The organism is Pseudomonas floridensis, from assembly GCF_002087235.1.
GTDB classification, from domain to species: Bacteria; Pseudomonadota; Gammaproteobacteria; order Pseudomonadales; family Pseudomonadaceae; genus Aquipseudomonas; species Aquipseudomonas floridensis.
This window is the reverse complement of record NZ_MUIO01000017.1, coordinates 1-25,895: the sequence shown is the minus strand read 5'-3', so window position 1 is coordinate 25,895 and position 25,895 is coordinate 1. Positions and strand designations below refer to the sequence as shown.

24 protein-coding genes and 1 pseudogene are annotated in these 25,895 nt (G+C 59.3%); 11 read left to right on the top strand and 14 right to left on the bottom strand.

Features of this window, described 5'->3' with window-relative positions; translation table 11 throughout:
• Positions 1-429: 429 nt before the first annotated feature.
• Entirely contained in the window at positions 430-2,418 is a 1,989-nt protein-coding gene (locus BZK31_RS05825; protein WP_208617178.1) for an autotransporter outer membrane beta-barrel domain-containing protein, read from the top strand.
• 68 nt (positions 2,419-2,486) lie between these two features.
• Here BZK31_RS05825 and BZK31_RS05820 read toward each other — a convergent pair whose 3' ends face one another.
• The 4 genes from BZK31_RS05820 to acnA all read right to left on the bottom strand — a co-directional run bounded on the left by BZK31_RS05820 (position 2,487) and on the right by acnA (position 8,910).
• Positions 2,487-3,008 (bottom strand): hypothetical protein, encoded by a 522-nt coding sequence (locus BZK31_RS05820; RefSeq protein WP_083181841.1) that lies wholly within the window; start codon positions 3,006-3,008, stop codon positions 2,487-2,489.
• 589 nt (positions 3,009-3,597) lie between these two features.
• Positions 3,598-5,163, bottom strand: coding sequence for a methyl-accepting chemotaxis protein (locus tag BZK31_RS05815; protein WP_083181840.1), 1,566 nt, complete (start codon positions 5,161-5,163; stop codon positions 3,598-3,600).
• A 97-nt stretch (positions 5,164-5,260) separates the two neighbouring features.
• The gene (locus BZK31_RS05810) at positions 5,261-6,052 is read right to left on the bottom strand and encodes a CPBP family intramembrane glutamic endopeptidase (protein ID WP_083181839.1); all 792 of its coding nucleotides are present in this window, start codon (positions 6,050-6,052) and stop codon (positions 5,261-5,263) included.
• Between the two features lie 113 nt (positions 6,053-6,165).
• The gene (acnA, locus tag BZK31_RS05805; RefSeq protein WP_083181838.1) at positions 6,166-8,910 is read right to left on the bottom strand and encodes an aconitate hydratase AcnA; all 2,745 of its coding nucleotides are present in this window, start codon (positions 8,908-8,910) and stop codon (positions 6,166-6,168) included.
• A gap of 190 nt (positions 8,911-9,100) precedes the next feature.
• Here acnA and rlmM point away from each other — a divergent pair, with 190 nt between their 5' ends.
• The 3 genes from rlmM to pdxB all read left to right on the top strand — a co-directional run bounded on the left by rlmM (position 9,101) and on the right by pdxB (position 11,739).
• Positions 9,101-10,183, top strand: a complete 1,083-nt coding sequence (gene rlmM, locus BZK31_RS05800; RefSeq protein ID WP_083181837.1) for a 23S rRNA (cytidine(2498)-2'-O)-methyltransferase RlmM — start codon at positions 9,101-9,103, stop codon at positions 10,181-10,183.
• Between the two features lie 71 nt (positions 10,184-10,254).
• Positions 10,255-10,509, top strand: coding sequence for a sulfurtransferase TusA (gene tusA, locus BZK31_RS05795; protein WP_083181836.1), 255 nt, complete (start codon positions 10,255-10,257; stop codon positions 10,507-10,509).
• A 69-nt stretch (positions 10,510-10,578) separates the two neighbouring features.
• Positions 10,579-11,739 carry a 4-phosphoerythronate dehydrogenase PdxB gene (gene pdxB, locus BZK31_RS05790; RefSeq protein ID WP_083181835.1) on the top strand — a complete coding sequence of 387 codons (1,161 nt, stop codon included), beginning with the start codon at positions 10,579-10,581 and terminating at the stop codon, positions 11,737-11,739.
• Positions 11,740-11,810: 71 nt separating this feature from the next.
• On the opposite strand, the gene BZK31_RS05785 is transcribed toward pdxB, so the two are convergent.
• Positions 11,811-11,990 carry a PA1571 family protein gene (locus tag BZK31_RS05785; protein WP_083181834.1) on the bottom strand — a complete coding sequence of 60 codons (180 nt, stop codon included), beginning with the start codon at positions 11,988-11,990 and terminating at the stop codon, positions 11,811-11,813.
• Between the two features lie 294 nt (positions 11,991-12,284).
• Here BZK31_RS05785 and BZK31_RS05780 point away from each other — a divergent pair, with 294 nt between their 5' ends.
• Positions 12,285-14,063, top strand: coding sequence for an ABC transporter transmembrane domain-containing protein (locus BZK31_RS05780; protein ID WP_083181833.1), 1,779 nt, complete (start codon positions 12,285-12,287; stop codon positions 14,061-14,063).
• A 57-nt stretch (positions 14,064-14,120) separates the two neighbouring features.
• Here the strand turns inward: BZK31_RS05780 and ppnP are convergent, their stop codons facing one another.
• A complete protein-coding gene (gene ppnP, locus BZK31_RS05775; protein ID WP_083181832.1) occupies positions 14,121-14,402 on the bottom strand; it encodes a pyrimidine/purine nucleoside phosphorylase in 282 nt (93 codons plus the stop codon).
• An 82-nt stretch (positions 14,403-14,484) separates the two neighbouring features.
• Complete coding sequence (locus BZK31_RS05770; RefSeq protein WP_083181831.1) at positions 14,485-15,027, bottom strand: 3'-5' exonuclease; 543 nt, start codon at positions 15,025-15,027, stop codon at positions 14,485-14,487.
• A gap of 270 nt (positions 15,028-15,297) precedes the next feature.
• Here BZK31_RS05770 and BZK31_RS05765 point away from each other — a divergent pair, with 270 nt between their 5' ends.
• Positions 15,298-16,125 (top strand): substrate-binding periplasmic protein, encoded by an 828-nt coding sequence (locus tag BZK31_RS05765; protein ID WP_083181830.1) that lies wholly within the window; start codon positions 15,298-15,300, stop codon positions 16,123-16,125.
• Positions 16,126-16,169: 44 nt separating this feature from the next.
• Here BZK31_RS05765 and BZK31_RS05760 read toward each other — a convergent pair whose 3' ends face one another.
• Together BZK31_RS05760 and eat are read right to left on the bottom strand one after the other, a co-directional pair.
• On the bottom strand, positions 16,170-16,337 hold the full coding sequence (locus BZK31_RS05760) for a DUF2897 family protein (RefSeq protein WP_004880879.1): 168 nt from the start codon (positions 16,335-16,337) through the stop codon (positions 16,170-16,172).
• Between the two features lie 126 nt (positions 16,338-16,463).
• Positions 16,464-17,828, bottom strand: a complete 1,365-nt coding sequence (eat, locus tag BZK31_RS05755) for an ethanolamine permease (protein WP_083181829.1) — start codon at positions 17,826-17,828, stop codon at positions 16,464-16,466.
• A gap of 326 nt (positions 17,829-18,154) precedes the next feature.
• Here eat and pyrF point away from each other — a divergent pair, with 326 nt between their 5' ends.
• Entirely contained in the window at positions 18,155-18,853 is a 699-nt protein-coding gene (pyrF, locus tag BZK31_RS05750) for an orotidine-5'-phosphate decarboxylase (RefSeq protein WP_167377859.1), read from the top strand.
• A 78-nt stretch (positions 18,854-18,931) separates the two neighbouring features.
• Here the strand turns inward: pyrF and BZK31_RS05745 are convergent, their stop codons facing one another.
• On the bottom strand, positions 18,932-19,942 hold the full coding sequence (locus BZK31_RS05745) for an NADP-dependent oxidoreductase (RefSeq protein WP_083181827.1): 1,011 nt from the start codon (positions 19,940-19,942) through the stop codon (positions 18,932-18,934).
• Positions 19,943-20,171: 229 nt separating this feature from the next.
• Here BZK31_RS05745 and BZK31_RS05740 point away from each other — a divergent pair, with 229 nt between their 5' ends.
• On the top strand, positions 20,172-21,107 hold the full coding sequence (locus BZK31_RS05740) for a S66 peptidase family protein (RefSeq protein WP_083181826.1): 936 nt from the start codon (positions 20,172-20,174) through the stop codon (positions 21,105-21,107).
• 64 nt (positions 21,108-21,171) lie between these two features.
• Here the strand turns inward: BZK31_RS05740 and BZK31_RS05735 are convergent.
• Positions 21,172-22,364, bottom strand: a pseudogene (locus tag BZK31_RS05735) (benzoate/H(+) symporter BenE family transporter).
• 123 nt (positions 22,365-22,487) lie between these two features.
• On the bottom strand, positions 22,488-22,958 hold the full coding sequence (locus BZK31_RS05730) for a MarR family transcriptional regulator (protein ID WP_083181825.1): 471 nt from the start codon (positions 22,956-22,958) through the stop codon (positions 22,488-22,490).
• Positions 22,959-23,040: 82 nt separating this feature from the next.
• On the opposite strand from BZK31_RS05730, the gene BZK31_RS05725 reads away from it, so the two are divergent.
• The 3 genes from BZK31_RS05725 to BZK31_RS05715 all read left to right on the top strand — a co-directional run bounded on the left by BZK31_RS05725 (position 23,041) and on the right by BZK31_RS05715 (position 25,317).
• Positions 23,041-24,207 (top strand): aminotransferase-like domain-containing protein, encoded by a 1,167-nt coding sequence (locus BZK31_RS05725; protein WP_083181824.1) that lies wholly within the window; start codon positions 23,041-23,043, stop codon positions 24,205-24,207.
• 42 nt (positions 24,208-24,249) lie between these two features.
• Positions 24,250-24,852, top strand: coding sequence for a glutathione S-transferase family protein (locus BZK31_RS05720; protein WP_083181823.1), 603 nt, complete (start codon positions 24,250-24,252; stop codon positions 24,850-24,852).
• 78 nt (positions 24,853-24,930) lie between these two features.
• Positions 24,931-25,317, top strand: coding sequence for a lysozyme inhibitor LprI family protein (locus tag BZK31_RS05715; RefSeq protein WP_083181822.1), 387 nt, complete (start codon positions 24,931-24,933; stop codon positions 25,315-25,317).
• A gap of 15 nt (positions 25,318-25,332) precedes the next feature.
• Here the strand turns inward: BZK31_RS05715 and BZK31_RS05710 are convergent, their stop codons facing one another.
• Both BZK31_RS05710 and BZK31_RS05705 read right to left on the bottom strand, forming a co-directional pair.
• A complete protein-coding gene (locus tag BZK31_RS05710; RefSeq protein ID WP_167377857.1) occupies positions 25,333-25,704 on the bottom strand; it encodes a glutaredoxin family protein in 372 nt (123 codons plus the stop codon).
• A 72-nt stretch (positions 25,705-25,776) separates the two neighbouring features.
• The coding region (locus BZK31_RS05705; RefSeq protein ID WP_038820217.1) for a GTP cyclohydrolase I at positions 25,777-25,895 on the bottom strand (119 nt) is incomplete at its 5' end.

The following is a 25,895-nucleotide window of genomic DNA, read 5'->3' as shown; positions in this document are numbered from 1 at the left end:
GTTCTCGTATGTAGGAATTTATTTGAGTCAGTTTCGGAAGTTTCCTACATATGTTTAGGATGCTCGCGCCTGTAATGAATATCTCGCTGCATTAAATTCTCAGCTTCAATAACTGAGGAGATGGCGGTGAATTATTCGGCAGTGAGTGATAAGAAAAAAAGAGGTTCGGTTCTGCATTGCGCAATCGTTCTGGTCGGTGCTTCGTTGGCGAACGAAGCTTCAGCGGATACGCAAGGGCAGGAGTCCCTTAAATATTCGAAAACACCCTTGCATTTGCCCGACGGGCAGACCGTGATGTCAATTGGCGTGTCTGGAGAAACGGTAACGGTCGATTCGACTACGCCTCCTGACTACTATTCTGTAAGCAAGGGAGGACAACTCAATATCATTGATTATGGGCGTGTCAAAGGCATCGCGGTTGACGCCTCAATGCTGGTTATACAGAGCGGGTTTGTAGAGGATGGGATCACGCTGACTGACAGTGTTGCACATATTAATAACGCTCAGATAGCAAAGCGTTCCGGTATGGGTATTTCCGTCGGCAGTCATGGGACGCCACAATCCAGTTCGGCATTGGACATTCGCGCCAGTAGCGTAACCGGGCAAGGGACCGGAATTGGAGCCGGGGTCTTCAGTACTGTGGAAGTCAGAAATACTCAAGTGCACGGGTACGCAGTGGGGGACCTTGCATGGACAGAGGGAGTCGGGGTGCTCGCGGCTGGTACGGAAATTCTCATTGCTGAAAACAGTCACGTTGCAGGCGATAAAATTGGTATTAGCATTGTCGACCCGGCTTCGGACAGATTATTTGATAAAACGTCTGTTTTAATTGTGGATAACTCGATCATTGAAGGTGTGGCGGGTGCAGCCATCAGAGTGGATCGTAGTAGAATGCTCGATACTCAAGCAGACATTACCATACAGAACAATGCTGAGTTGCTTGCGGGCAACGGTAATATACTGGAGGTCGCCGAAAGCGGTAATGCTGATTTCAAAGTCGATCACAGTTCCCTTGAAGGAAATTTGGTTTCTGATGACACCGGCACTTTCAACGTCACCCTGCGAAACAACGCCACTCTGACCGGCGATATCGTGAACAGCACTGCCCTGGCCGTCACATCCGGTGGGCACTGGCAGATGGTCGGGGATAACGCGGTCCGCTCGCTGTCGATGGACGGAGGGCGTGTCAGCTTTGCCGAAAACGGTTTTCATCGACTGGCATTGAATGAGTTGTCGGGGCAGGGCAGTTTCGGTATGCGCGTAGATCTGGACAACGGCGTCGGCGATCTGATTGATGTCAATGGCCAGGCCAGCGGCGAGTTCGGGCTGCATGTGCGCAACACCGGAGTCGAGGTGGTCTCTGCTGATATGGCCCCGCTCAAGGTCGTGCACACCGAAGGTGGCGATGCACAGTTCAATCTGCTCGGCGGTCGTGTGGACCTGGGGGCGTTTTCCTATCAACTCAAACAGGACGGCAACGACTGGTTCATCACCGGTGAGGACAAGATCATCAGCCCATCCACGCAGAGTGCGCTGGCATTGTTCAACGCTGCACCCTCCGTGTGGATGAGTGAGCTGTCGACGTTGCGCACACGCATGGGTGAAATCCGGGGTACCGGCCAGGGCGGCGGCTGGATGCGCGCCTACGGCAATCGTCTGAACGCAACAACGGGCGATGGCGTGGACTACCGTCAGAACCTGAGTGGCCTGTCGCTTGGCGCGGACGCGCCGGTAGAAGTCAGCAGCGGTCAGTTGCTGTTCGGTGTGCTCGGTGGCTACAGTAAATCCGACCTGGACTTGAGTGGTGGCACCTCGGGCAGGATCGACAGCTACTACGCGGGTGCGTATGGCACCTGGCTGTCGGACGATGGTTATTATCTGGACGCTGTGCTCAAACTCAACCGCTTCCGCAACAAGGCGAAAGTGGCGATGAGCGATGCTAGCAAGGCCAAGGGTCGCTACGACAATACCGGTATAGGCGGTTGGGTGGAGTTCGGTCGTCACGTCAAACTGGCGGATGACTACTTCCTCGAACCTTTCGCGCAACTGTCCAGCGTCGTGGTTCAAGGCCAGGACTACCGCATGGACAACGGGCTGGAAGCGAAGAACGAACGTACCCACTCGTTGCTGGGCAAGGTCGGTACTTCGGTCGGACGCAGCATTGCGCTCAAGGACGGCGGTGTTGTGCAGCCTTACGTACGTGTCGCGTTGGCACAGGAGTTCTCGCGCAGCAATGAGGTGAGCGTCAATGACGCGAAGTTCGACAACAGCCTGTTCGGCTCGCGCGCGGAGCTGGGGGCGGGTGTTTCGGTGTCGCTGTCCGAGCGTGTGCAGATGCATGCGGACTTCGATTACATGAAAGGCAAGCATATCGAGCAACCTTGGGGGGCCAATGTCGGGTTGCGTCTGACGTTCTGACGCGTCAGGCACACTCGGTTATATCCACCTCGAAGCCCCCGGTGACCCTTCACCGGGGGCTTTTTCAATCAGTTGTCAGGGTATCGGCGACTGATCCAGCGTTTGCGTTGCCGCTGCTTTAGCGTCACCGGGACGGCGTGATTGACCGTCACTTTCAGCGCAGGCGATGTACCAATCAACTTCTTGTCCCGATAGATCTCGTAGTAAAGATCGACCAGGCCGTAATGCAGGTAAGTTAGAAAGTTGTAGGAAAGACACATTACACGCACGATGCTGTTTGCCCCCACGCGATGATAGATGGTCGTGACGGATACATTTCTACCCCAATAAAAGAAGATGACATCTTCCTCGCACAGTTTGACCGAGCCCGGTATGTGAATGGATATACCTGCAAAGGCCTGCTCCTGAGTGATGGCATCAGGATTGACATTGGGCAGTATGGGCGGCTTGAGTGTGTCGGATATATCCGACGGTGCATGGACTACAGAAACAGGCGTGTCCTTCGGATAAGGGGGTGGTACTTCCTCAACCTGGCTGGCATGTTCATCGTCCGGATGTTCGTCAGTCGGTGTCGAATCGTCTTCACTCATCGTGATCCCTTGTTAGTGTAAGTCATGGTTGTTGTGTTGTTTGTACACCGACTGTTTGCCGGTGCGACTAACATTACAAGGTAATCCATTATTCAGATCAAGTTGCCTGTGAGTGTCGCGGTTGATGTAGGTTATGTCCCCTTATTGTTGCGATTTGTTTCCGTCTTGCGCAATCATATAAGTGTGATATTCCCCTGTTTAAAGGCTGAAACAGTGCTTGGCGCCGTCAGGCTGGATCAGGGCTTAAAGTTTTATGTAGGATATCGACTACAGGCGTTTCTGAAAATGAGTTAAAAACTCTTCAACCATATTTCTCCTACTGTTGTGTAGGACTGTTCATTCAAGATTATCATTCGGATCGCTCACGCGTTTGCGTGACCGATCCCGATGGTTGTGCTCAGTTGAGTGACACTTTTCTGGATTTGATACTGCATCGGCGATTCGACGCGCTGCGCCGTAATCGAAATGTCGCCCGCACGGTCGCTGATCTGATAACTGAACGTGATGTGACAGTAAGTTTTCGGATTCAAGGCTATAAAAAAGCCCCGACAAACCAACGTCTGCCGGGGCCTCTGGAAACCAACGTCCTTTACCGATTAAACCGCTCCACCAGCGAATACTGCGAATTGGCCGTATCGGTCAATTCCGCGCTCAACACCGCCGAGCGATGCGCTTCGTCCGAGGTCTTGTCGGCCAGTCCGGCAATGGTTGCGATGTTGCGGTTGATCTCTTCGGCAACCGCACTTTGTTCTTCGGTGGCAGTGGCAATCTGGGTGGTCATGTCGGTGATGTTGGCAACGGCTTCGCTGATGCCGACCAGCGCCTGATCGGCTTCCAGCACGCGCGCTACCCCTTCTTCGGCCTGGCGGTGACCGGTGTTCATGGTCTGCACAGCGTCGTTGGCGGTCTGTTGCAGTTTGGCGATCAGACCGTGGATCTGCCCGGTGGACTCGGCCGTGCGCTGTGCCAACTGGCGGACTTCGTCGGCCACCACAGCAAAACCGCGGCCCATCTCGCCAGCGCGGGCCGCCTCAATGGCGGCATTGAGCGCCAGCAGATTGGTCTGGTCGGCAATGCCCTTGATCACATCCACCACGCCACCAATTTCATCGCTGTCCTTGGCCAATTGCGTCACCGTCAGGCCGGTTTCGCCAACGGATACCGACAGACGCTGGATGGCTTCGCGGGTTTCTCCGGCGATATCCCGACCGCGACGGGTCAATTCGTTGGCTTGTTGGGTGGCGTCAGCCGCACGATTGACGTGACTGGCGACTTCCTGCGTGGTGGCCGCCATCTGATTGATCGCGGCGGCGACCTGCTCGGTTTCCACGCGCTGCCGCTCCAGCCCTGTAGAGCTGGCGTTCGCCAGCGAATTGGACTGTCGCGCCTGATTATTCAGGTGTTCGGCCGTGTCCTGGAGGCGAGTCAGGCAAGTCTTCATGCGCGCTTCCTGGCTGAGAATCGACATCTCCAGACGCGCCTGCGGGCCGCGGCTGTCGGTATACATTTGCGCGATCAGCGGGTCGGAGGTGGTCTGTTCAGCGAGACGCAACAGGCGTTTGGTGCCACGTTGTTGCCACGACAGCCCCAGCAGACCCAGCGGCACCGAGAGCGCCGCCGCCAACGCAAAGCCCCACGAGGAGTTCAGCCACACGCCAATCAGAAAGCCCAACTGGCTGACCAGAATGAACGGCAGCCAGTCCTGGAGTACCGGGAGCCATCTATCGCGGCCGGGAATTGCGCTTTTGCCGCTGTTGAGGCGAGCATAAAGGCCCTCGGCGCGACGGATCTGCTCGGCAGTCGGTTTGACACGCACGGACTCGAAACCCACCACTTGCCGGTTTTCCAGCATTGGCGTGACGTAGGCGTTGACCCAGTAGTGATCGCCATTCTTGCAGCGGTTCTTGACGATGCCCATCCACGGCTGGCCGGACTTCAGCGTCGTCCACATGTGTTCGAAGACCGCGGGCGGAACATCAGGGTGACGCACGGTGTTGTGCGCAGCGCCGATGAGTTCTTCCTGGCTGTAGCCGCTGATATCCACGAAGGCGTCGTTGCAGTAGGTGATGGTGCCACGGGTATCGGTGGTGGATATCAGGCGTTGTTCGGCAGGAAAAGTCCGTTCACGTTGAGTGATGGGCTGATTATTGCGCATGGGATTTCGGTCCTTCGATCGATAAGACTTTCGCGTGTTATCGACCGAGGTCCCCAAAAATTGAATAGTCTCGACGGCGTCTGATTGATCGATGCAGCTACCGGTCCAGCATGGGATAGGTAAACAGCCCGAAATGCACCAGATTCAGCCCAAAGTGGCTGATGACCGCAGCCGAAAGACCACCGAAGCGCCAGGCCATGCCGTAACCGATACCTGCCATGCCCGCGAGCAGTACCCACTCCCATCCGGCACCCAAATGGGAAAGCCCGAACAGGCAGGCCGTGATGACAATCGCCAGAGGGCTCGCGAACCTTGCGGAACCGAACCATCGTTGCAGACCGCCTTGAAGATAGGCGCGGAAGAACAGTTCTTCGGTCAGGGTCACTAGGAGCAGGTTATTCACCCACCAGATCGTGCTCTGCGCAGGCCACTTTGGCGTCCAGCCCGTGATGCCCATCAGAACGGCTGCCGTCATGCAGAAGGCCGATGTGACCACCATAGCGAGAGCGCCGACTTTAAGTGAATGGGCAATGCCTGTGCTGACCAGAATCCAGGGGCAGGCCAGCAGCAGCCAGAAGCCAATCAGAGGCTTGTCCAGGTTCAGGTCCATCGTGAAAGGCGCTGCGTCGGGCGTAAACCGTATGGCATCGATGACGACCGCGTTATTGAAACCAGGCATCAGACTTACAGCCAGCGCCAGGCCCGTCAGGATGAACACCCCATGACCAATCACGCGAACGTAGCGAGGACGAGCGCGCTGGACGCACACACCAGCGATGATCAGCAAGCTCAAGCCCAGTGCCGCCGGGAGGGTGAGACTGCCATATGAAAGCGCCAGGCCGTAGCCGATGCTCAGAAGACTTAAAACCAGCCAGTGCCGTGGGGCCATAGGAAGAACCCTGAGGAATGAAATCGGGGGGATTCTACTGCGTTCTCAGGGTAAGGGATTGCCTATGACAAACTGCGCAGGCACCTGGCACGTTCCAGGTGCCTGCGCAGTGATCAGGACGCGATCAGCTGCCGCAGCACGTAGTGCAGAATGCCGCCGGACTTGAAGTATTCGACTTCATTGAGCGTGTCGATTCGGCACAGCACATCGACCGTTTCCTGGCTGCCGTCTTCGCGGGTGATGTGCAATTGAAGCCCCATGCCCGGACGAATATCCGCATCGGTCAAGCCGGTGATCGTCAGTGTCTCCTTGCCGGTCAGGTTCAGGCTCTTGCGGGTCTGCCCGTTCTTGAACTGCAAGGGCAGCACACCCATGCCAACCAGGTTGGAGCGGTGAATGCGCTCGAAGCTCTCGGCAATCACCGCCTTGACACCCAGCAGGTTGGTGCCCTTGGCCGCCCAGTCACGGCTGGAGCCGGTGCCATACTCTTGCCCGGCAATGATCACCAGCGGCGTGCCTTCCTGCTGGTAACGCATGGCCGCATCATAGATCGCCAGCTTCTGGCCGGAAGGGACATGCAGCGTGTTGCCGCCTTCTTCACCGCCGAGCATCTCGTTGCGGATCCGGATGTTGGCGAACGTGCCGCGCATCATGACTTCATGGTTGCCGCGACGTGAGCCGTAGGAGTTGAAGTCCTGATAGTCGACGCCTTTTTCCTTCAGGTAACGACCTGCAGGGCTGTCCGCCTTGATGTTGCCGGCGGGGGAGATGTGGTCGGTGGTCACCGAGTCGCCCAGCAGTGCCAGAATGCGAGCGTTCTCGACATCCTTGATTTGCGGCAGCGGACCGCCGATGTCTTCGAAAAACGGTGGATGCTGGATGTAGGTCGAATCGTCCTGCCAGACGTAGGTCGCAGCTTGTGGCACTTCGATCGATTGCCACTGTTCGTCACCGGCGAACACCTCGGCATATTCCTTGTGGAACATGCTGGTGTTGACGCTTTCCACGGCTTCGGCAATCTCTTTCTGGCTCGGCCAGATGTCGCGCAGGTAGACCGGCTTGCCGTCGCTACCTTCGCCGAGCGGCTCACTGCTGATGTCGATGCGTACCGAGCCTGCCAGCGCATAGGCCACTACCAGCGGCGGCGAGGCCAGCCAGTTGGTCTTGACCAGCGGATGCACACGGCCTTCGAAGTTGCGGTTGCCCGACAACACGGATGCGACCGTCAGGTCCGATTGCTGGATGGCTTTTTCGATCGGTTCGAGCAGCGGCCCGGAGTTACCGATGCAGGTGGTGCAGCCATAACCCACCAAGTCGAAGCCCAGTGCGTCCAGATACTGAGTCAGGCCTGCCGCCTTGTAATAGTCGGTCACGACCTTGGAGCCGGGTGCCAGTGAGCTTTTGACCCACGGCTTGCGTTGCAGGCCCTTTTCAACGGCTTTTTTCGCCACCAGCCCGGCCGCCATCATGACGCTGGGGTTGGAGGTGTTGGTGCAGGAGGTGATCGCCGCGATCACCACGGCGCCATCTTTCAGGTGATGGGTCTGGCCATTGTGCTCATAAGCCACTGCGCCACTGACTTGCGCGTCGTTGCCCACAGCAACACCGCCGCCGCCTTCGCTTTCCAGACGGCCTTCTTCGGTTCTGGCGGGCTTGACCTGCAAACCGAGAAAGTCGCTGAACGCTTGGGAGACATTGGGCAGCGCGACCCGGTCCTGTGGGCGCTTCGGCCCGGCGAGGCTGGCTTCCACGGTGCCCATGTCCAGCTCCAGGCTGTCGGTGAACACCGGTTCCTGGCCCGCAACGCGCCACAGACCCTGCGCCTTGCAATAGGCTTCGACTAGTTTCACGGTTTCATCCGGACGACCGGAAAGGCGCAGGTAATCCAGCGTCACCTCATCGACCGGGAAGAAACCGCAGGTGGCGCCGTATTCCGGTGCCATGTTGGCGATGGTGGCACGGTCGGCCAAGGGCAAGTCGGCCAGGCCGTCGCCATAGAATTCGACGAACTTGCCCACGACACCTTTCTTGCGCAGCATCTGGGTTACGGTCAGTACCAGGTCAGTGGCCGTGATGCCTTCCTTCAGCTTGCCGGTCAATTTGAAACCGATGACTTCGGGAATCAGCATCGACACCGGCTGGCCGAGCATGGCCGCTTCCGCTTCGATACCGCCCACACCCCAGCCCAGTACACCCAAGCCGTTGATCATGGTGGTGTGCGAGTCGGTGCCGACCAGGGTGTCTGGAAACGCGTAAGTGCGACCGTCTTCTTCCTTGGTCCAGACCGTGCGACCAAGGTATTCCAGGTTCACCTGGTGGCAGATGCCGGTGCCGGGCGGCACGACGCTGAAATTATCGAAGGCACTCTGGCCCCAGCGCAGGAACGCGTAGCGCTCGCCGTTGCGCTGCATTTCAATGTCGACGTTCTGCTCGAAGGCTTGCGAGTCGCCGAACTTGTCGACCATCACCGAATGGTCTATCACCAGATCGACCGGTGACAACGGGTTGATGCGCTGCGGATCGCCACCGGCCTTGGCCACGGCGGCACGCATGGCAGCCAGATCGACCACGGCAGGCACGCCAGTGAAATCCTGCATCAGGACGCGGGCAGGGCGGTACTGAATCTCGCGATCGGAGCGGCGATCCTTCAACCAGTCGGCAATTGCCTTCAGGTCGTTGCCGGTCACGGTTTTGTCGTCTTCCCAGCGCAGCAGGTTTTCCAGCAGCACTTTGAGCGACATGGGCAGCCTGTTCAGATCGCCCAATGAACGGGCCGCGTCAGGCAGGCTGAAATAATGATAGGTCTTGTTATCGATCTCGAGTGTTTTCAGGCTTTTCAGGCTATCGAGGGAGGGCATGAACGACTCCTTGTAGAATGTGCTGTGAGCGACAAATGGCGGGGTCCGGGTGCATCAGGTCGTGGACGCCGCGTGTGGCTTCAAGCTTAGTGGACTGCCAGGCCGCGCCAGTGGTTCCTGATTCCGTTATCATGCGCGGCTTTGAAGTCCGCCGGGTTACGCCCGAGTGTTCGTTGCCCCAGGAGTCACCATGAATACGCTGTTTATGCATTGCCGGCCCGGTTTCGAAAGCGAGGTTTGCTCGGAAGTCGCTGACCATGCTGCGCGTCTGAACGTTGCCGGATACGCCAGGGCCCGCCCCGATACGGCGTGCGCGGAGTTCATCTGCAGCGAGCCCGACGGTGCCGAGCGTTTGATGAATGGCCAGCGTTTCGATCAGCTCATCTTTCCCCGGCAATGGGCGCGTGGCGTGTTTCTCGATCTGCCGGAAACCGACCGCATCAGTGTAATTCTCGCCCGGATGACGGACTTTCCGGTGTGCGGGAGCCTGTGGCTGGAAGTCGTCGATACCAATGATGGCAAGGAGTTGTCGAATTTCTGCAAGAAGTTCGAGGTGCCGCTGCGCAAGGCCCTGACTCAAGCGGGCAAGCTGGTCGAAGACCCGAGCAGGCCGCGCCTGTTGCTGACCTTCAAGAGCGGCCGTGAAGTGTTTCTCGGACTGGCTGACGCAGGCAATTCGGCAATGTGGCCGATGGGGATTCCACGCTTGAAGTTCCCGCGCGAGGCACCCAGCCGTTCAACCTTGAAGCTGGAAGAAGCCTGGCACCACTTCATTCCCAGGGATCAGTGGGAAGAGCGTCTGTCCGGCGACATGACCGGCGTAGACCTGGGCGCCGCACCGGGCGGCTGGACCTATCAACTGGTGCGACGCGGCATGCTGGTTACCGCCATCGACAATGGTCCGATGGCCGAAAGCCTGATGGACACCGGACTGGTGCAACACCTGATGGCAGATGGCTTTACCTACAAGCCTCGCCAGCCGGTCGACTGGATGGTGTGTGACATCGTCGAGAAGCCCGCGCGCAACGCTGCGCTGCTGGAAACCTGGCTGGGCGAGGGGCTGTGCCGCGAAGCGGTGGTCAATCTCAAGTTGCCGATGAAACAGCGTTACGCTGAAGTACGACGTCTGCTCGAACGCATCGAAGAAGGCTTCAAGGCCCGCGGCATCAAGGTTTCCATTGGCTGCAAGCAGCTTTATCACGACCGAGAAGAAGTGACCTGTCATCTGCGTCGTCTCGATCTCGCCAGGCCATCAAGACCGCGCAAGGGCTGAGGGGTTCGTGCCTCGCGTTGGCCTGAGCCGGTGAATTAGGTGACAATGTCCACCCGTTTCTGGAGCGCCCCATGTCTGAATCCATCGAAAGCCTCACCGTTGACGCCGTGCTGGATGCCAGCGGACTATTCTGCCCTGAGCCGGTGATGATGCTGCATCAGAAAGTGCGCGACCTGCCTGCGGGCGGTCTGCTCAAGGTGATTGCGACCGACCCGTCGACCAGTCGCGACATTCCCAAGTTCTGCGTGTTTCTCGGTCACGAGCTGATTGAGCAGCAGGCCGGCGACGGCACGTTCCTGTACTGGATCCGCAAGAAGCAGGACTGACCGTCTGCCGCTCAAACCCTCCCTGTTCGTGCTGCGGACGGGTCACTGTCCGTTCACAGAGAGACCTTCATGCGCATTGTCGCCGACGAAAACATTCCCCTGCTCGATGCCTTTTTCGCCCATCTTGGCGATATCCGTCGCCTGCCGGGGCGCTCCATTGACCGCGCCGCCGTAGCGGACGCCGATATCCTGCTGGTGCGCTCCGTCACGCCGGTCACCCGGGAACTGCTGGAAGGCAGTCCGGTACGGTTCGTCGGAACCTGCACCATCGGCACCGATCACCTGGACCTGGCGTATCTTCTGCAAGCCGGCATCCAGTGGTCCAGCGCACCAGGTTGCAATGCGCGAGGCGTCGTCGACTATGTGTTGGGCAGCCTGCTCACGCTGGCAGAAATCGAAGGGGCGGACCTCGCTCAGCGTACATATGGTGTTGTAGGAGCCGGTCAGGTAGGCGGGCGGCTGGTCAGTGTCTTGAAGGGGCTTGGCTGGAACGTACTGGTTTGCGATCCGCCACGTCAGGCAGCCGAAGGCGGTGACTTCGTCTCGCCCGATGAGATCATTCAGCGCTGCGACGTAATCAGCCTGCACACACCGCTGACCAGGACGGGGGAGCAGCCGACCTGGCATCTGTTCGACGCGTCACATTTGCGTCAGCTCAGACAAGGCACCTGGCTGATCAATGCCAGCCGGGGCGCCGTGGTCGACAATGCAGCGCTGCACGACGTATTGCTCGACCGCGAAGACCTGCAAGCGGTGCTCGATGTCTGGGAAGGGGAGCCGCAAGTCAACGTGCCGCTCGCCGATCTGTGCGTGATTGCCACGCCGCACATCGCCGGTTACAGCCTGGACGGCAGGCAACGCGGCACCGCGCAGATCTATCAGGCGCTGTGCGCATTTCTGGGCCAGCAGGCGTCCATTCAGCTCGCAGACCTGCTGCCTGCACCCTGGCTTGCTCAGGTCACGCTGGATGGTCAGACCGATCCTGTCTGGGCATTGAACATGCTGTGCCGGGGTGTGTACGACCCGCGTCGGGACGATGCCGATTTCCGGCGCAGTCTGGTAGGAGACACTGCGAGTCAGCGGCTGGCCTTCGACGCTTTGCGCAAGCATTATCCGCCGCGTCGCGAGATTGAAGGGTTGCAGGTGAGGCTGCACGGCGGGTCGGAACGGCTGGTGCGAATGGTTCACGCACTGGGGGCGGTGTTGGCCCAGGCTGGATCGGTAGACTAAGCGGACAAGCAAGAACAAACAGGCAGAAAAAACCCGACATCAGGGTCGGGTTTTAAAGCATTCTGTACGGCTCAGTTTTGTTTTTCGGGCTTGACCCAAAGCTTGTCACACGCCTGGCAGGCCGCCTGAACCATTTCTTCAGTGATCACTACTTCGCGCCCATCCTGGTCGAGAATCGCACCGCCAACAGGCAGATTCGGGGTCGCTCGAACGATAGTGACTTCGTTACCGCTGCGTTCTTGCAGGCTCATGGTGTTTCTCCTTTCATCAGGTTTGCACGTTAAAATTAGCGACGCTTGATGACCGTCCGATGACACCGGACCGCCGTTCAAACGCCATTTCCAGTCCAACAGAAATAATGCGATTCTGCCAGCACTTGCTTAGATCGATCTTTTATAGCGTCGTTGTAAAGCAGGCATACCACATGACCCTCCAAGCGCCGCTCAAGTTCAGCGTAATTGATAGCGTCCTGGCGCAGTTTCAATCGAGTGAGAGGTGTAGGCTGGCGGTTCAGTCAATCCAGACGTACAGCAGGTTCGGTTTTCATGATTTCAGTGGTTCCCCGTCGTCAGCGTCAGGCCGTTCGTCTGGCCGTGGGTCTCATCGCTCCCTATCGCTGGCAGGCGCTTGGCGCCTTGCTGGCATTGATCGTCACGGCAGGCGTGACCTTGTCCATGGGGCAGGGTATCAAACTGATGGTCGATCAAGGGTTCATGACCCGATCACCGGAGTTGCTGGAGCGGTCCATCGGTCTGTTCATGCTGCTGACGGTGTGCCTGGCGGTTGGCACCTTCACGCGCTTCTATCTGGTGTCCTGGATCGGCGAACGGGTGGTGGCCGATCTGCGCAAGAAAGTTTTCGATCACCTGATCGAGCTGCATCCGGGTTTCTACGAAAATAATCGCAGTTCGGAAATCCAGTCCCGACTGACCGCCGATACCACCTTGCTGCAATCGGTGATCGGCTCTTCGCTATCGATGTTCCTGCGCAATGCGCTAATGGTGGTGGGTGGCGTCGTCCTGCTGTTCGTGACCAACCCCAAGCTGACCAGTATCGTGGTCGTCGCACTGCCGTTGATCATCGCGCCTATTCTGATGTTTGGCCGAAGGGTGCGCAGCCTGTCCCGCGAAAGTCAGGACCGGGTGGCCGATGTCGGCAGCTACGTGGCTGAAGCGCTGGGGCAGATCAAAACCGTTCAGGCCTATAACCATCAGCAACAGGACAAACAGCGCTTTTCGCACACTGCCGAGCAGGCCTTCGACACGGCCCGCAAGCGGATTCTGCAGCGCTCCTGGCTGGTGACGGTGGTGATCGTACTGGTGCTGGGCGCGGTTGCCGTCATGCTCTGGGTGGGTGGGATGGACGTGATCAGCGGGCGCATTTCCAGCGGCGAGCTGGCAGCCTTCGTGTTCTATGCGCTGGTGGTCGGCATGGCCATCGGCACCCTGAGCGAGGTGATCGGCGAGCTGCAGCGTGCAGCCGGGGCTGCCGAGCGAATCAGCGAGTTGCTTAAGGCCCGCAGTGAAATCACCGCGCCGATCACAGCTGTACAACGCCTGCCGCAGCGCGTGACCGGTCGGCTGGCGCTGGAGAACGTCAGCTTTGCCTACCCGGCACGCCCGCAGCGTAACGCGGTCGATAACCTGACCCTGACCGTCGAAGCGGGTGAAACTCTGGCTATCGTCGGCCCCTCCGGAGCGGGTAAATCAACACTTTTCGATCTGTTGCTGCGTTTCTATGACCCTGGCCAAGGCCGGATTCTGCTGGAAGGCGTGCCGATCACCGAGCTGGACCCAACTGATCTGCGACGCTGCTTCGCCTTTGTCTCGCAGTCGCCTGCCCTGTTCTTTGGCAGCGTCGAGGACAACATCCGCTATGGCAACGCCAGCGCGACTTCCGCACAGGTCGAGGCCGCGGCGCGTATCGCCCACGCGCATGAGTTCATTCTGGAGATGAGCGATGGTTACCGGACGCATCTGGGCGACGGCGGAACGGGGCTGTCGGGCGGGCAACGTCAGCGACTGGCCATCGCCAGAGCGTTGCTGGTCGATGCGCCCATTCTTCTACTGGACGAGGCCACCAGCGCGCTGGATGCACAGAGTGAACATCTCGTTCAGCAAGCGCTGCCCAGCCTCATGCAAGGCCGCACCACACTGGTGATCGCTCACCGATTGGCCACGGTGCAGAACGCCGATCATATCGCTGTGATGGAAAAAGGCCGGCTGGTGGCCATAGGGACGCACAAGCAACTGATCGCCAACAATCCACTGTATGCAAGGCTGGCAGCGTTGCAGTTCAATGTCGGCATGGATGAGGCGGGGTAGGGCTGTCACCTCATTGATACGAGGCAGTGGGAGGAAAGCCCCTCCCACGTGAGGCGATCAGCGGTATTCGCACAGGTAAGCGGTATCGACGCTGACCTTGAGCTGGAATTTGCTGTTGGCGGGGACGTTGAACTGGCTGCCGGTGGTGAAGGTTTCCCAGTCGCTGCTGTCCGGAAGCTTCACGCTCAGTTCCCCCGAAATCACGTGCATGATTTCCCGCTGCGCGGTTCCGAACTCGTATTCGCCCGCAGCCATCACGCCGATGGTTGCCTGACCTTCAGCCTGGCTGAACGCGATGGACTTAACGGTGCCGTCGAAATACTCATTAACCTTGAACATGGGCGATTCCTTACGAAGGGGTTAAAAAGGGACTCGCCAGTATGCCCAACGCGGGAAATCCCGTCACCCGTAATCACCGCGTTCAGTTGGGCAGTATCAGCGGCAGGAGCCTTGCCGTGTTACGGGCGTCGACCAGCGCGCGATGTTGCTGACCGGTGAACTGCATGCCGGCCAGTTGCAGCGCGCTATTGAGGCCGACCGGGCGTTGCAGTTGCCGAGCCTGTGCAAAGCGTTGCTTGAGGTTGACGTAGGGCATGTCGGACAGGGCGCTGGTCATCTGGTGCTGGCGCCATTGCTCTTCCAGTTGCTTGCGATCGTAATCGCCCCAGCTCGCCCAGCCCACCACTCTGGCCCGATGATGGCTCAACCAGCGCTCGAACAATGGCCATACCGTGGGGAACGGTGCGGCGCTGTCGATATTGCTTTGACTGATATGGGTCAGCTCACGGCAGAAATGGGTCAGCAGCGGCCTGCGCACGGGACGGACGAACCGCTCGAAGTGATCCAGCTCCCGCCCATCCTGATTGACCAGCGTCGCGCCTATCTCAATGACTTCCATTTCTGCGACTGGCCATCCGCCTTCTTCAGTAGTGGCCTCCAGATCAATCACCAGCCAATGCGGCATTATCAAGCTCCCGTCAGTATGCATTGCGTTGAGCGTAGCCATTTCCGGGCAGCTATGCCCGGCGGTCTTGTCAGCCAGTAATCGCGTGGGCGCGTGCTCAGGTTTCCAGCCCTTGTATCGACCGTCGAATCGGCCATTGGTGCCTCGTTCGTGCGGGGCCGGAACGTCGCGTGAAACCGATCGCTGAATCGATGGTTGTTCACTTATTGCGGGAGTTGTTTAAAACGCCGAAACCGCATAGCGTGTAGGGTTTTAATCGATGTCGTTTTTATGAAAAAACATGCAGTGATAATCGATGTGCTGGCGCGCAGGGCGGCGCTCGGAACGCTTCTGGTCGCCTCGCTGTTTTCGGGGTCGCAGGCATTCGCCATTCAGATCGTACGGGTGGCGGCCGTGCATTTTCCGCCTTACATGGTGCGGCCGGAAAAAGGTGAGGATACCGGTCTGCTGCCCAAGCTGGTTTCCGCGTTGAATGCCGAGCAGGACGACTATCGATTCGTCATGGTGCCCACCTCGGTGCCGCGCAGGTTTCGCGATTTTTCCGAAGGGCGTTTCGATGTGGCGATCTTTGAAAACCCCGAATGGGGCTGGAAAGACATTGCGCACCAGACCGTGGACATGGGGCTCGAAGATGCCGAGGTCTACGTGGCGCGCCGCGCCGAAGGCCGTCAGCAGGACTATTTCAATGACCTGCATGGCAAGCGTCTGGCGATTTTCAGCGGGTATCACTACGGTTTCGCCAATTTCAATGCCGATCAGAAGTACCTGGCCGAACATTTCAACGTCACATCCACCTATTCCCACGACAGCAATCTGTTGATGGTGCTGCGTGATCGAGCCGATATCGCGCCTGTCACCCGCTCCTACCTGATCGATTTCATGTCACGCAATAAAGACGAAGCGTCGCAACTGCTTGTGTCGGAGCGCGTGGATCAGATCTACCGGCAATACGCGCTGATGCGGCCAAATGGGGCCATAGACGGTGCGCAGTTCAGTCTGCTGCTGCGGAAACTGCGCGAAGAGGGAACGCTGGACACGATTTTCCAGCCATTGAACATCAAGGTGCTGCCGGTGCAGGCGGGGGCGGCAGTCCAATGACAGGCGCGGCGACAGGCTTGCAGGCCCGCCGCCATTCTTGAGGTTCAGCGGTCTTTCGCTTCCTTGGCATCCATTTCGGCATTGCGTTCATGGACACGCTTGAGTTGTTCTTCGGTCAGCGGCACTTTCTTGGCGGTGTCGCGCAGCATCATCAGGCCGCCTGCGATCGAGCCGATTGCAACGAGTAGGATTAACCAGGCATACCAGGGCATAACGCACTCCTTCTTGTGATACCGGTTTGAGCAGCGGCGCTGTTCAATGGTTCAAGTGTATGCGTCATGCAGAGGCCGCGCACGATTCAATCGTGCGCGGCCTCGAGGTAGTGCGAGCCGGTGGGGTCAGACGCCGGTCAGCATGGCATCCGCAGGGGCGTCGGCACGCGATTTGGCGGTCAGGCTGAAGTAGATGAAACCGATTGCCATCAGGCCGAGGAAGATCAGGCCGATCAGCATGTTGAACCAGGCCATGGCGACCAGGCACACCACCGCCAGCGCCAGGGCAATGCCGGGAACGACCGGATAACCGGGCGCGCGGAACGACCGCTCCAGCAAGGGCTCGGCCTTGCGCAGCTTGAACAGGCTGAGCATGCTCATGATGTACATGACGATGGCACCGAACACGGCCATGGTGATCATCGCAGCAGTCAGGGTCATGCCGCCCAGGTTGATCAGCCCGTCGCTGTAGATGGCGGCAATACCGATCAGGCCACCGGCGATGATTGCCCGGTGCGGCGTCTGGAAGCGCGACAGTTTCGCCAGCGAAGCAGGCAGATAACCGGCTCGCGCCAGGGCAAAGAACTGCCGCGAGTAACCGAGGATGATCCCGTGGAAGCTGGCGACCAGACCGAACAGGCCGATCCAGACCAGCATGTGCAGCCAGCCGGAACTGTCGCCGACCACTGCTTTCATCGCTTGCGGCAGCGGGTCATTGATATTGGCCAGGGTGCGCCAGTCGCCCACGCCGCCCGCGAACAGCATCACGCCGAGTGCCAGAGTCACCAGGGTCAGGATGCCGCTGATGTAGGCTTTGGGAATGGTGCGTTTCGGATCTTTCGCCTCTTCGGCGGCCATGGCTGCACCTTCGATCGCCAGAAAGAACCAGATGGCGAACGGAATGGCGGCGAACATGCCGGCGATGGCCTCGGGGCCGAAAGTCTGTGAGCCCGCCCAGCCGTTGAGGGCGAAATTGCTGAAGCTGAACGCCGGCGCGACAACGCCCATGAACACCAGCAACTCGGCGACTGCAAGGATGCACACCACCAGTTCGAACGTGGCCGCCAGTTTCACGCCCATGATATTGAGCGCCATGAACACGATATAAGCACCCACAGCGGCATGCTTGGGGTCAAGTCCGGGGTACTGGACGTTCAGGTAGGCGCCGATTGCCAGCGCAATGGCCGGTGGCGCGAACACGAACTCGATCAGTGTCGCCAGGCCTGCAACCAGTCCGCCTTTTTCGCCAAACGCACGGCGACTATAGGCAAAAGGACCGCCCGCGTGAGGGATGGCGGTGGTCAGTTCGGTGAAACTGAAGATGAAGCAGGTGTACATGGTCGCGACCATCAGCGCTGTTACCAGAAAACCCAGCGTGCCTGCCACGCCCCAACCGTAGCTCCAGCCGAAATATTCGCCGGAGATTACCAGTCCGACCGCGATCCCCCATAAATGCAGTGTGCCCAGCGTCGGCTTGAGTTGAGTGCTCATCGTCGTCTCCCTGAAGTTCGAAGGTCTTGAAATATCTTGTTTCAGAGACTTGCAGAGGCCGTGCCAGTGCACGCCGGACCGTCGTATTGCTTCAAAAGAGGTCGTTTGCAGAACGGATGAGTGAAACGATTCACTTCACTGTGCGGAATTGGTGCGCGCAGGCGTCCCGGTGTTCGCTGCAAGTGCAGGCTGTCGAGGTGACTTTGCGCGCCTGAAAACCCGGCACAAAGCGCCTGAAAACGCGGCAAATACCGATCTACGGGTCCCGTCCGTTGACAGCTTCGGCTACAATGCGCGCCGATTTCGACTTACCTGAGAACCCGCTCATGTCCGCCTGCCAGACCCCAGTCATCGTCGCCCTGGATTTTCCGACTCGAGAAGCCGCCCTGCGCCTGGCCGATCAGCTCGACCCCAAGCTGTGTCGGGTCAAGGTTGGCAAAGAGCTGTTCACCAGTTGCGCATCGGACATCGTCGAGACCCTGCGCGACAAGGGTTTCGAGGTATTCCTGGATCTCAAATTCCACGATATCCCTAATACCACCGCCATGGCGGTCAAGGCCGCGGCGGAGATGGGCGTATGGATGGTCAACGTTCATTGCTCGGGCGGTTTGCGGATGATGGCGGCGTGTCGCGACGTTCTGGAACAGCGCAGTGGTCCAAAGCCGCTGTTGATCGGCGTCACCGTGCTGACCAGCATGGAACGTGAGGATCTGGCAGGAATCGGCCTGGACATCGATCCGCAGGTACAAGTGCTGCGTCTGGCAGCACTGGCGGATAAGGCCGGTATGGACGGTCTGGTGTGCTCGGCACTCGAGGCGCAGGCGCTGAAGGCCGCACACCCGACCCTGCAACTGGTCACACCCGGCATTCGCCCGGCGGGCAGTGCGCAGGATGATCAACGCCGCATCCTCACGCCGCGTCAGGCGCTGGATGCAGGCTCCGATTACCTCGTGATCGGCCGTCCGATCAGTCAGGCCGCCGATCCTGCCAAGGCGCTGGCGGCAGTGGTTGCCGAACTGGCGTAAACCGGTTCCGGCGCAGGATTGAGCTGAGCTTTGCGTGCCCATGCCGAGCATGGGCACGACCAGATCGGATCAGCCTGATCAGTCGACTTTCAGCATCAGCTTGCCGAAGTTCTCTCCGCTGAACAGCTTGAGCAGGGTTTCAGGGAAGGTTTCAAGGCCTTCCTCGATATGTTCTTTGCTCTTGATCTTGCCTTCCTTGACCCAGCCCGCCAGTTCCTGACCGGCTTCGCCGAAGCGAGCGGCGTGGTCCAGAACCACGAAGCCTTCCATGCGTGCACGGTTGACCAGCAGTGACAGATAGTTGGCCGGACCCTTGACCGCCGTGGTCGCGTTGTACTGGCTGATCGCACCGCAGATCACCACTCGTGCGCCGACAGCCAACTGGCTGAGCACGGCGTCGAGGATATCGCCGCCCACGTTGTCGAAATACACGTTCACGCCATCGGGACATTCACGCTTCAATGCCTTGTGAATGTCGTCCTCGGCCTTGTAGTCGATGGCGGCGTCAAACCCAAGCTCTTCGGTCAGCAGGCTGCATTTTTCCTTGCCGCCGGCGATGCCGACGACGCGGCAGCCCTTGATCTTGGCAATCTGGCCGGCGATGCTGCCTACTGCACCGGCTGCACCGGAAATCACTACCGTGTCGCCGCTTTTCGGCTGGCCGACATCCAGTAGCGCAAAGTAGGCGGTCATGCCTGTCATGCCCAATGCCGACAGATAAAGCGGCAGCGGGGCCAGGTTCGTATCGACTTTATAGAAGCCTTTGGGCTCGCCGACAAAATAGTCCTGAACGCCAATGGCGCCTTGCACATGATCGCCCTTGCTGAATTTCGGGTTCTTCGATTCCAGCACTTCCCCGACGCCCAATGCGCGCATGACCTCGCCAAGCTGCACCGGCGGGATGTAGGACTTGCCTTCATTCATCCAGCCGCGCATGGCGGGGTCCAGCGACAGGTATTTGTTTCTGAGCAGAATCTGGCCGTCAGCCAATGCAGGAACCGGCACTTCCTGATAAGTGAAGTCATCACGGCGCACCGCGCCGGACGGGCGTTTGGCGAGCAGGAATTGGCGATTGGATAAATCGGTCATGGCAGGGCCTCCTGATAGAAGTCAAAAAGTGATTCAAGCCTTGGAAGGATGTTCAGGCAAGCAGCGCGTGTAGAGCGAATGCCGTCCGATCCATATGGTTGATGGGAGTCCGGACCGGCCGCTGCGTTCAAACTGATTCGTCCAGGTCGGCTCGCCCAAGGGTGTCGCGACTTGAGTCACCTGCGCCGGTGCTCTACATTGACCGTTCATTGAAGTACGGATCACTGGCATGTCATCGACGAGTTTGCACACCCTTCATCCTCAGGTTCTGCGCGCAGGCGACGCGGTGGCACTGGTGTCTCCGGCCGGGCCGGTGGACCCGCGCAAGCTTGAAAAGGCCGTCGAGGTCCTCAAGGGCTGGGGGTTGCGTCCGCGTGTGTTTCCTCATGCGCCGGGTGCGTATGAATTCTATTCGGGCACTGACGAAGAGCGGTTGGCCGACCTGAATGCCGCGCTGGCCGATCCCGAAATCAGAGCAGTGATCTGCAACCGGGGTGGCTATGGCATGCAACGCATCGTCCAGCAGGTAGACATGGATGCGGTTCGCCGCGATCCGAAACTGATCACCGGCTTTTCAGATATCACCGCCTTGCATTGCGCTGTCTGGCGTCACGCACGGCTGGCAAGCATTCATGGGCCGGTCGCCACTCAGCTTGAGCGTGGAGGACTGTTTACCAGCGGCATGCGTCATGCCTTGATGAGCACCGAGCCTGTTCTGCTCGAATCGGATCCGGCTGCGCCCACGGCCAGGGTACGAACCGGTGGAAAGGCGCAAGGCGTGCTGCTCGGCGGCAACCTGTGCATCCTGACCACTTCGATAGGTACCCCTTTCATGCCCGATCTGACCGGTGCGATTCTGCTGCTCGAAGAAGTAGCCGAGGCGGCTTACCGGGTCGACCGCATGCTGACCCAACTGGGCAACTGCGGGATGCTTGAACGGCTGGCTGGTATTGCGCTGGGCGAAGTCAGTCCCGCCGCCAACACCGGTGGCACGATCAGCCCCGCGCATGTGCTGGCAGAACGGCTCGGCCAGTTGGGAATTCCGGTCCTCGGCGGTTTGCCCGTGGGCCATGGCGACCTCAATCAGGCTGTGCCGCTGGGGACCCAGGCGGTTCTCGACGCCGATGCCGGTACGCTGCTGGTCGCCGCAGCCGCTCGCAGTTAGGCTCTTTACGATAAGTGGCTGCGCTCGGTGACGCTGCGTTAAAAACTTACACTACGTAGACTCCTCAGTCCGCCTTGCGCGGGCTCAGAATCAGCAGCGTCAGCACGCCCGCTACGATGCCCCAAAAGGCGGAGCCAATGGAAAACAGCGTAAGCCCTGACGCGGTCACCATGAACGTGATCAATGCAGGTTCGCGTTCGCCGGGTTTGGCCATGGCAACGGTCAGGCCGTTGATGATCGAGCCGAACAGCGCCAGCGCCGCAATCGACAGCACCAGTTCCTTCGGGAACGCGCTGAAAAGCGCCGCCAGTGTCGCGCCGAAAATACCTGCAATCGCGTAGAAGATTGCGCACCAGATAGCGGCGGTGTAACGCTTGGCCTGGTCTTCATGCGCATGCGGGCCGGTGCAGATGGCAGCGCTGATCGCAGCCAGATTGATGCCGTGTGAGCCGAACGGTGCAGTCAGCAGCGAGGCGATGCCGGTCACCGATATCAGCGGTGAAGCCGGCGTGTGGTAGCCATCGGCGCGCAATACCGCGATCCCCGGCATGTTCTGTGACGTCATGGCCACGACGAATAATGGAAGGCCGATGCTGATGGTCGCCGCTAAGGAAAACTCCGGCGTTGTCCAGACCGGCATCGCCACTTGAAGCGCCAGGCCGTCGAAATTCAGCAGCCCAGCAGGCCTGACAGAACCACGCCAACCAGCAGGGCACCCAGCACCGAGTAGCGCGGTGAAAAGCGCTTGATGATCAGGTACGTCAGAAACATGCCAATCACCAGACTGGTACGGTGCTGGAGGGCAATGAAGATCTCGCTGCCGATCCGGAACAGAATCCCGGCCAGCAACGCCGCCGCGAGTGAGGCGGGGAGGCGTTTGACCAGGCGCTCGAAGCTGCCGGTCAAGCCGCATGCTGTCACCAGCGCCGCGCAGGTAATGAACGCGCCGATGGCCTGCGGATAGGTCACGCCGCCCAGGCTGGTGATCAACAGCGCCGCGCCGGGCGTGGACCAGGCGACTGTGATCGGCGCACGATAGCGCAGCGAAAGGCCGATGCTGCACACCGCCATGCCCATGAACAATGCCCATAGCCAGGACGAAATCTGTACGTTGGTCAGGCCGGCGGCCTGTCCGGCCTGAAACATCAACACCAGTGAACTGGTGCAGCCGGTCATCATGGCGATGAAGCCCGCCACCACGGCAGACGGCGACGAGTCTGCCAGCGCACGCAGCGGCAGCTTGAGGGGCGGGGTCATGCAGGTCTTTCCTTGAACGGCAGGTAGCAAAGGGCGCACAGCCTATACGTATCGCCGCAAGGGCGTGCGATACAGCGACATGCGCAAACGCCGGAACAGTTGCCTGTGGCGCAATCGGCCTGATCAGTCGGTGTCGGACTCGATTGGCCGGGCGCTGGCATGCAGGGTCTGGCCGAGCGCTTCGTTGACGTTCATCCAGCCATCGACCGCCGCCTGGCCGGCGTCGGCAAACACTCGCTGCAACAGTTTGACCTGCTCACGGCGCAGCGCCTGTTCGAACTTGACGCCTTCATCGGTCAGGCCCAGCAGCCGCTTGCGCTTATCGGTCAGCGGCGCTGCGCTGTGCACCAGATCCATGGCAATCAATTGCCGCAGCGGCGCATTGAGCGCCTGCTTGCTGACGCCGAGTACGGTCAGCAATTCCTTTACGCTCAGGCCAGGGTAGCGGGCGATGAAAAACACAATGCGTTGATGCACGCGGCTGAAGCCCCGTTTGTCGAGCATCTCGTCGGCCTTGGCGGTGAATGCCTGATAACCGAAGAAGAACGCTTCCATGGCGCGTTGTTGATTGGCAGGGTTTTTAAGGTCAAGCATATTGACGTATCCGGGTTGGGCGTCGTGATTTGAGTCAACAAGTTTGACTCATTTCCATTTGGCTCGGCTACAGGTAATCGTCATGGCATTCTCCGAACGCGTTTCCCGTCTGAAAAGCTCCCTGATCCGCGAGATCCTTGCCGCTGCGCAGCGTCCGGAAGTGATGTCGTTTGCCGGTGGCCTGCCTGCCGAATCAATGCTGCCCACCGTAGAGTGGACGCAGATGCCCGTGGCGTTGGGTCAATACGGCATGAGCGAAGGTGAACCGGCGCTGCGCGAAGCGCTGGCGGCCGAGGCCAGAGCCTTGGGCGTGCCGTGCCAGGCCAGCCAGGTTCTGGTGGTCAGCGGATCACAGCAGACGCTGGATCTGGCGGCAAAGCTGTACATCGACAAGGGCACTGAAATCCTTCTGGAAGCACCGACCTACCTGGCGGCGTTGCAGATATTTCAACTGTTCGGTGCCGATTGCATCACGGTTCCTCTGGCCGCTGATGGTCCGGATATGGTCGCGATGCGTCAGCGTCTGGAGCAGCACACGCCTGCGTTCGCCTACCTGATTCCGACCTTCCAGAATCCGTCGGCGGTGCGTTACAGCGAAGCCAGCCGGGACGCAGTCGCCGCATTGCTGGATGAGTTCGGCGTGACCCTGATCGAGGACGAGCCATACCGAGAACTGAGTTTCGACGGCGCCAGCGCCAAACCCATTGTCAGCCGTCTTACCCGCGCAAGCTGGATCTACACCGGGACGATTTCCAAGACCTTGCTGCCCGGCCTGAGGGTGGGCTATCTGATCGCTAGCCCCGATCTGTTTCCGCATCTGCTGCGTCTGAAACAGTCGGCGGACCTGCACACCAATCGCCTGGGGCAGTGGCAGGCCTCGCAATGGATCGGCACCGACCGTTACCGCGAGCACTTGCTGAACTTGCGCGGGTTCTATCGCAGTCGACGCGACGCCTTCGAAATCGCCTTGCAGGAGCATTTCAGCGAACTGGCCGAATGGAACAGCCCTCAGGGCGGCCTGTTCTTCTGGCTGACCCTGCATCAGCCGCTGGACACCCGCACGTTGCTGGATGCCGCGCTGGCGCAGGATGTGGCATTCATGCCGGGCGAGCCGTTCTTTGCCGATCCGGACGCGAACCATGGGCATCTGCGACTCAATTTCAGTCATATCGACCCCGCACGTTTGAACGAAGGTGTGAAACGACTGGCATCTGTCGTGCGCGCGGCACAGAATCTCAAGGCTGCCTGAATCGATCCGATCAGCAGGGACTCCAGCAAAAGGGGCAGGGCAATGTACAAGGTTTACGGTGATTACAACTCGGGCAATTGCTACAAGGTCAAGCTGATGCTCAATCTGCTGGGCGCCCGCTATGAGTGGGTGCCGGTGGATATTCTCAATGGCGAAACCCAGACAACCGCATTTCTGGCGAAAAATCCCAACGGCAAGATTCCGGTTCTGGAGCTGGAGGACGGTACTTTTCTGTGGGAGTCCAATGCGATTCTCAACTTCCTGGCCGATGGCACAGCCTACCTGCCGACCGAGCCGCGCCTGCGCACCCAGGTTCTGCAGTGGCAATTCTTTGAGCAGTACAGCCATGAGCCATCGGTGGCGGTTGCCCGGTTCATTCAGTTCTACCTGGGCCTGCCCGCCGAGCGCATGACTGAATACCGCGCCATGCAAAAGTCCGGCTACCGAGCCCTGGCAGTGATGGAGCAGCAACTGGACCGTACGCCCTTCATGGTCGGCGACAGTTTCTCCATCGCTGACATCGCGCTATACGCTTACACACACGTGGCGCATCAGGGCGGGTTTGATCTGGCACCGTATTCGGGCATCCGCAAATGGCTGGACCGGGTCAAGGAGCAGCCAGGGTACGTGGGCATGCTGGATTGATCGCGTCTTCGGGCTGCCTGAAACAACGCAAACAGGCCAGTAAACGCTGCAACTGAAACCGAGAAAAAGGACTATCCCATGCGTTTCGCAATGACCCTTCTGGCCGCCTTCATGGCGCTGGGCATCGGCTGTTCGGCACAGGCCGAGGACTGCGATGCCAATCAGGCAAGCATGAATCAGTGCGCCGCCAAAGAACTCGCTGCACTCGATGCCGACCTGAACAGGCAGTACAACGCGCAGATGAACTGGCTGAAAACCCCCGCAAAGCAGCAGGCGCTCAAGGACGCCCAGCGCAAGTGGATCGCCCTGCGTGATGCCGATTGTTTGTACCAGGTGGGTAAGCGCGAGGATTCAGGGTCGATCTGGCCGTTGCTTCAGACGCAGTGCCTGGCCGAGCAGACCAAAGTCCGGGTCAAGCAATTGAATGCGTACGTTGCCTGCCGCCACGAGGGTTGCCCGCGCTAGGGGCGGGCATCCGGCTCAGACAGCGCCGAAGCGCTTGTCCAGATAGTCGATGATGACACTGGATTCGTACATCCAGACTGTTTTGCCGTCTTCCTCGATACGCAGGCAGGGCACTTTGATCCTGCCTCCCCCGCTGAGCAAGGCCTGGCGATCGGCCTCATTATTCTTGGCATCGCGCAACGCGACCGGGACGTTCAGCCGATGCAGGGTGCGGCGGGTTTTCACGCAGAACGGGCAGGCGTGAAACTGATACAGCGTCAGGGATCGGGCAGCCTGATCGACCGCCGCCTGAGCCTCTGGACCACGCTTTTTCTTGCCCGGACGGGTGAGCAAGTCGATGCCGATGACGAGTTGGCCGAGACCGACTCTGAGGGCTTTCATGAACACGATCACAACCTCTTGCAAAGGGGAATTGGAGCGGCAGCCCTGAGCCAAAGCCGTCCGGCTGCCTGCTCAACGTCACTTGATCAGGCTGAGAAACTCACTGCGCGTCGCTGCATTTTCGCGGAACTCGCCGAGCATGACCGAGGTGATCATGGCCGAATTCTGCTTCTCGACGCCGCGCATCATCATGCACA